This is a genomic window from Gordonia sp. 852002-10350_SCH5691597 (assembly GCF_001665715.1).
GTDB classification, from domain to species: Bacteria; Actinomycetota; Actinomycetes; order Mycobacteriales; family Mycobacteriaceae; genus Gordonia; species Gordonia sputi.
The window spans coordinates 1-6513 of sequence record NZ_LZMO01000047.1; the positions used below are offsets into that span (position 1 = coordinate 1).

The 6513-nt window shown below is 66.7% G+C and carries 6 protein-coding genes; 3 read left to right on the forward strand and 3 right to left on the reverse strand.

Going from position 1 to position 6513, the window contains the following annotated elements:
* Positions 1–596: phosphotransferase family protein (locus A5777_RS03560; protein ID WP_156529272.1), on the forward strand; the 596-nt coding region annotated here is incomplete at its 5' end.
* Positions 597–610: 14 nt separating this feature from the next.
* On the opposite strand, the gene A5777_RS03565 is transcribed toward A5777_RS03560, so the two are convergent.
* Together A5777_RS03565 and A5777_RS03570 are read right to left on the reverse strand one after the other, a co-directional pair.
* Positions 611–2521, reverse strand: coding sequence for a DUF222 domain-containing protein (locus A5777_RS03565; RefSeq protein WP_372495454.1), 1911 nt, complete (start codon positions 2519–2521; stop codon positions 611–613).
* A 254-nt stretch (positions 2522–2775) separates the two neighbouring features.
* Positions 2776–3522, reverse strand: coding sequence for a histidine phosphatase family protein (locus A5777_RS03570; protein ID WP_064861655.1), 747 nt, complete (start codon positions 3520–3522; stop codon positions 2776–2778).
* Between the two features lie 63 nt (positions 3523–3585).
* Between A5777_RS03570 and A5777_RS03575 the strand changes: the two genes are divergently transcribed.
* Positions 3586–4005, forward strand: coding sequence for a VOC family protein (locus A5777_RS03575; RefSeq protein WP_064861656.1), 420 nt, complete (start codon positions 3586–3588; stop codon positions 4003–4005).
* 66 nt (positions 4006–4071) lie between these two features.
* On the opposite strand, the gene A5777_RS03580 is transcribed toward A5777_RS03575, so the two are convergent.
* Positions 4072–5127, reverse strand: a complete 1056-nt coding sequence (locus A5777_RS03580; RefSeq protein ID WP_064861657.1) for a sigma-70 family RNA polymerase sigma factor — start codon at positions 5125–5127, stop codon at positions 4072–4074.
* A 556-nt stretch (positions 5128–5683) separates the two neighbouring features.
* Here A5777_RS03580 and A5777_RS03585 point away from each other — a divergent pair.
* A partial coding sequence (locus tag A5777_RS03585; protein ID WP_156529273.1) for an ROK family protein occupies positions 5684–6513 on the forward strand: 830 nt, incomplete at its 3' end.

Consider the following 6513-nt stretch of genomic DNA (forward strand, 5'->3'; position numbering starts at 1 on the left):
TGCACGCCGTCGACTTCGAGGCGGTCGGGCTCGGGGAGTTCGGTAGGCCAACGGGTTTCGCGGGTCGGCAGGTGAAGCTGTGGGCCAGGCAATGGTCGCACGTCCGGGGCAGGGATCTACCCGACGTCGATCGGCTCGTCGACGCGCTCGGTGAACGGGTGCCGGAGCAGGCGCGTGCGACCGTCGTCCATGGCGACTACCGTGTCGACAACACGATTCTCGCGTCGGATGACCCGGGAACTGTTGCCGCAGTGGTCGATTGGGAGATGTCGACGCTCGGCGATCCGATCACCGACGTCGCCCTCATGTGCGTCTACCGCGCACCCGTCTTCGATCGGGTTCTGGGCTTCGACGGCGCGTGGACCAGTGACCGCTACCCGTCGGCCGACGAGATGGCCCAGCGGTACGCCACGTTGACCGGCAACGACCTCGGCGACTGGCCGTTCTACCTCGGGCTGGCCAACCTCAAGTTGGGTGTGATCGCGGAGGGCATCAGCCATCGCGCACGTGCAGGCGCGGCGTCAGAAGGCGCCGAGCACGCCGCCGAGGCGACGGGCGAATTCATCGCCGCTGGGCTGGCCGCGCTCGCCTCGTAGCGGGTGTTGCTCGGTCAGAACGGTGGTGGTGCGGCTGCGTCGTCGACGAGGCACTTGTTCCCGTCGCGGGTGAGGCGGCGTTGGCGGTTGCGGCGGCGTTCGGCGCGGCGTCGGGCGTGTTTGTTTGCCACGCGTGTTGGTGAGCGCGGTAGATCGGGTGGTGTCCGGTGTCGGGGGCGCGGCGGGTCTCCGGTGTGTGGTGAGGTGAAGCGGATGCGGCGGAGTCCGGGGAAGGTGTCTTCAAAGGTTTCGGCGTCACCTGGGATGACGAAACCTTCGGGGGTGATGTATTCGGTGACCAGCCGTCCGGTGGTGGGGTCGCGGTATTGGTCGTCGACCCAGTTGCCGAACGTTTTCTGGATGTGCCCGTACCGGCATTTGGTGTTCAGATTCTCGTAGCTCGTCTGTCCACCCGCGCGCGGGTCGTGGTGGTCGAATTCGGTGACGTGGTCGTTGTCGGCGGTCCAGGCCGAGTGGCTGCAGCCGGGGTCGACGCAGTAGCCGTCACGGCAGCGGATTGCTTCATCCAATGCGGTGGATGGCTGGTAGGGGTCGGCGCCGTGTGCGGGCAGCGTGTAGGTGCCGTCGGCGTAGTGGGGGGTGCCCTTCGGAATGACTCGGTGGATCACCGCATCGGGGCGCGCCGCGATGTCGCGGACATGCTCGGCGGAGATGATGCCGTAGCCGTCCATGAACCCCACCGGGACATCGTCGCCGGACACCTCGGCGCGGCGACGCTCGATTCGTGCGGTTCGGGTGGTACCTGGTCCGGTGTCGCTGTCTGGCTCACGACCACCGGCATCGTCGGCGAAGTCGCCGGACTCAACTCGATCTGCAGCGGGTACGTCGGGATCGGTGAAGCCGTCGGTGTTTTCGGCGGGCTCTGGTGCGGTGAGGGCGGCTTCGTTGCACACGACGTGGATGACGAATCGCGGATCGGCTGGTGGGACGGTGCCGGGCTCCGGGATCTGCGCGGTGCAATCGGTGCTGGCGCAGGCACATTCGAACCGTGAACCAGAGAGCAGCGCAAACATTGCATCCGAGGCGCGTTGCTGACGGGTCCGACCGTCACCGTTGCAGACCGCGTCGGCAAGGCGTCGTACCGCAGCGACCGCGATCTGCACGTTTTCTGCCGACATGACCGCGGTGATCTCGCCGACCCCGTCGCCACAGTTATCGACGAACACGCCCCGCCTATCCAGGGCACGCTCGCGGCGTTCACGTACCGCGTCGGGGTCTTGGCGGAACACGATCCGATCGACCATGTCGCGCAGGCGGGGCCGTTTCCACGACCCGCGCCGTGTGCGTAGCGTGGTCGCGATCTGTTCATCGACGGCGGCCACCACCTCGGGCGGGGTGCCCGGCCCGCGGACCAGGTCGGTGCGTGAGATGACCAGTCGCGCTTGCTCGATCGAGATGATCCCATCGCGTAGACAGCCGAATACCTGTGGCGGGTCATCGCGTAACACGATCGCGTCGTCGAGCATGCGTTCGGCCTGGGGGCGTGATACCGCGAAGATTCCGGAGATGCGTGCCGCCGCATCGGCGAAGCCATCCACGATCAGGCCATCCGATTCGGCACGCGCGACGACCAGTCGGTCATAGAGCACCCCGATCGACTGATACCGAGCCCACCCCAAAAATGCTTCGCCGCAACGTAGTTGGGTCAGGCCTTCCATCACCGCGACCGTGTCGGCATCACCCGGCGATTCGGGATCAATCCCGCCCAGTACCCCGAGCGGCAGGGCCGTCGACCAGTCCAGGGGATCGGTATGGGGTCTCGACTCATCGGTTTCCGACCCAACAGATGTGCTGTCGGCTTGTGACGCCCGGCCTGCTCGACGAAGAGTGCTGAGGGCGTCGTTGTCTGAATCCTCATCTCCCGCATCAGGGTTGGTCCACGGATTCACTGGCTCGATCGACACTTCGCACCTCCCTCCTGCGACCTGATCGAACGTGTGATCCCATACTACGACCGACCACCGACAAAAATTCTGCTCGAGATCGCAGGTCGGGGAAACGTCGGATGCGGTGCGGTCAATACGAGTCGTTGCCGATGGACGACTTCCAGATGTGTGTCGAATATGAGGATGTGTGTGCTGCAGCAACCACATTCATCGATTGGACCCACATTTACGGTTTCGCCGTCAGGTGCGGAGGACTCGCGGCGGCATGGCGTTCAGCGGAACGTCGCGATGCCGCCTTCGCGGTCGACGAGGTGGGCGTGCTCGTTGAGCGACATCACCGACGTCCCGCTGCGGCCGACGAGGAGTTTGGTCACCGAAGCGTTGACCATCGTGCGCGCCATCGCAGGCCAACGGTGCGGCGGCACCCCCCACAGTTCGGCGATCAGCTGCGTGATGGTGCCCGCCGAGGACACCACGAGAACGGTCTGTCCGCTGCCCGCCAACTCGGCAGCGCGCTCGCCCGCGCCGGTGACCCGTGAGCGGAATTCGGGATAGGTTTCGCCGGAACCGGGAGGGGTGGTCGCGCCCTCGGCCTCCGCCATGCTCGTCTGGTCGATCCAGTGCGCGAGGCCCGCGTCGAGGCGCTGCTGATACGACTTCTGATCGGCGAACTCGTCTGGGGTCGCTGCGCCGACGAGCGCGGGCAGTTCGTACTCGTTCCAGGACGGGTCGACGATCGGTTCCGGCGCGGAGTCGAGGCGGGCGAGGACGCCTGCAAGTGTCTCGGTCTGCCGGGCGAGGTCGCCGCTGATCGCGGCGGTGACACCGCTGATCTGCGCGGACAGCAGGGTTCCGGTGAGGCCGGCCTGGACCCGACCCGTATCGGTGAGGCCGGGGCCGGGGTCGCTCCCGGCCGCGGCTGAGTCGTCGGCGGGCGCGTTTTCGGTGGGCGCACTGTCGGCGACCCCGTACGCGGACGGGTTGGCCTGGCCATGTCGTACGAGGTAGATGACTCCCATGCTCGTAGAGCCTATGCGGTCCACCAACGATGACTTCCGGGCGGCGTACGGGTCGGTCTGTGTATGGCGTCAACGTTGTTCATCACGCTGCCCGTCGACGACACCGCGCGCTCACGCCGGTTCTTCGAGAGCATCGGTTTCCGCACCGACGAATGGTTCTGTGACACCGGGACGGTGTGTCTCCCGATCAATGAGCGCACGATGCTGGTGCTGCTCGCTGCCCGGCGGTTCGCGGGGTACTCCGCGGCCGGTCGGGGTGGGGGGTGCTCTGCGGGGATGTCGCGCGAGGTGGTCCTCGCGTTCTCGGCGTCGTCTCGGCACGAAGTCGACGACGTGGCCGACGCCGCGCTGGCCAACGGTGCGAGTGCGTTGCGCGAACCCGACGACCACGGCTTCACCTACAGCCGCAGCTTCTGCGATCCCGACGGCCACGCCTGGGAGATCGTGTGGATGAACCCGGGCGCGATTCCCGAGGCGGGGTGATTTCGACTCGGCAGCTCGCTCCGCTCGCGGCCGGCTCAATCAGCGGGAAGGGTGCCCACCCGCCGATCAGCGGGGCGGGGTGGCGGGCAGGCCGAAGCGGGCGAAGTCGGTGGCCACGTCGTCGCCGAAGAACGCGACGACGTGCGTGACCGCGGGCGATGCGTCGGGGCCAGTCGTGCCGAGTTCGAGAACCTGGAGGTGAAACGGGCGGTGCACGCCGTCGGGTTCGCGCATGTAGAGCCCGAAGGCGGGTTGTCCGTTGGCGACAGTGGGCAGGAGGATCTGGTCGCCCTCCTTCTCCGCTGGGCAGTTGTGCCGGATGAGCGTGGCGATCGCTGCCGGACCCTGGTACCAACCGGTGAAGGGTGGCATCTCCCAGATCGCCTTGTCGGTGAACATGTCGGCGATGGCGTCGACGTCGTACCGCTCGAACGCCGAGACATACCGTGCAAGCAGTTCACGCTTGGCGTCGTCGGTGATCTCTTCCGTCGAATCATGCTGTGGCGCAGCATTCTTGAGTTGCTCGCGGGCGCGCTGCAGCAGGCTGTTGACCGTTGCGGTGGTGACACCGATGGTGTCGGCCACCTCGGCGGCCCGCCATTGCAGCACATCGCGCAGGATCAGTACGGCTCGCTGCCGCTCGGGTAGATGCTGTAGCGCCGCGATGAACGCGAGGCGGATCGACTCGCGTGCACCGACGACATAGGCGGGGTCGGCGTCGTCGCCGGGGGAGATCTCGTCGACGGCGCCCGCGTACGGCTCGAGCCAGGGGACCTCGCCGTCGGTCTCGAGTGTGTCGGTGGGGTCGAAGGCATCGCCGCCGAGTCCTGAGGGGAGCGGCCTGCGCTGTTTACTCTGCAGTGCGGTCAGGCAGGTGTTGGTCGCGATCTTGTGCAGCCAGGTCCGTACCGACGCACGACCGTCGAACTTGTCGTACGCGCGCCAGGCACGGAGGTAGGTGTCCTGGGTGAGGTCTTCGGCGTCGTGATGTGAACCCATCATTCGGTAGCAATGGGCCAGGATCTCACGGCGCAACGGCTCGGTCGCTGCGTGAAATTCGGTGTCGCTCGAACTCGCCGGCTCGGCGGAAAGATGCGCAGTGGAGGCGGTCTGCGGAGGCATGTGATTCAGATTACGACAGGGTACCGACAAGCTCTACGGTTGCGCACGCTCGATGGATGCGCAGGTCGGGTACTCGTGCAGGGCGACGGAGGACGGCAACTTTTGCGCGCGGTGCGTCTAACCCGCGACGCCGCGCCGCAGGCAGCCTATTCTCGCCGGTGGACGCCTCTGCCGGGCGCGCGAAGTGGTCTGTGACCTGCGGCAAGGGATGCGCAAGGGAGTTGCGGGCCGCTGCGATCAGTTGCTAGCTTCGTGCTCATGACGAGCGAGCACGACCGCGCCCTGGCGCAGATCTCAGAGGTGACCTACGTGATCACCGCTCTGGGTTGTCGTCTGCCGTTCGCCCGTGTGCTGTGTTGTCGCCGAATGCGTTGATCCGAGTTCTTCACTCTTCACCCTCCGCATTCCACGCGAATCCCCCGCGATCATCGTCGACCGCCCGCCATGAACTCCGGTTCCGGCCGCTGACGCCATCGCTCGCGGCGTCCACGATGCTGTGCGCCCCGGATTCGCTGCACCGACACCGCTGCTGCACCGACACCTAGGACACCCGCTCATGACCGCCACCGTTGATCAGCCCATCCGCACAGCTACGCTTTCCTCACCGGTCCGACGGCCGGCCGCACGTCCGATCCCACGCAGGTCGACGCCGCGACCGACGCCTGTTCCCGGGCTCGAACCACGTAGTGCCAGGAGAGGGGGGCGGCCGATTCAGATCGCGACACCGCGCCTCGAGCTCTCCGACAAACCCGCAGCGCTCGTGTTGCGCACCGCTCGACTCTCCGGCCCGATTTTCCGCGACGACGCCGCGGAGGCAACCGGACTGTCCATCTCGACGGTGAACCGCCAGGTCGGCGCGCTGTTGAAGGCGGGGCTCCTGCGTGAACGCGCCGACCTCGCGCCGGCCGGTGCCATCGGACGTCCGCGCCTGCCGTTCGAAATCAACGTGACCGACTTCCTGACCCTCGGTATCCATATCGGGTACAAGGTCACCTCGATCACCACCCACGATCTGTTGCATCGCGTCGTCGGCGCCATCCAGATCCCGACGCCGATCGCCGAGACCTCCGAGCAGACGCTGACCGCCATCGGCGACAGCGCACGACGCTTCATCGGACGCTGGTCGAATCGTCGAGTGCTGTGGGCAGGTGTCGCGATCGGTGGACGCGTCGCCGAAGGGGGCTTCGTCGACCATCCGCGTCTCGGCTGGACGGATGCCCCGGTGGGCAACATCATCGCCGAAGCCGTCGGGCTGCCCGTGTCGGTGGCGTCGCACGTCGAGGCGATGGCCGCCGCCGAGCTCGTGGTGAACCCCAGCGACAAGCGCTCGAGCTTCCTCTACTTCTACGCACGTGAGATGGTCGGCATCGCGTTCAGCGTCGACGG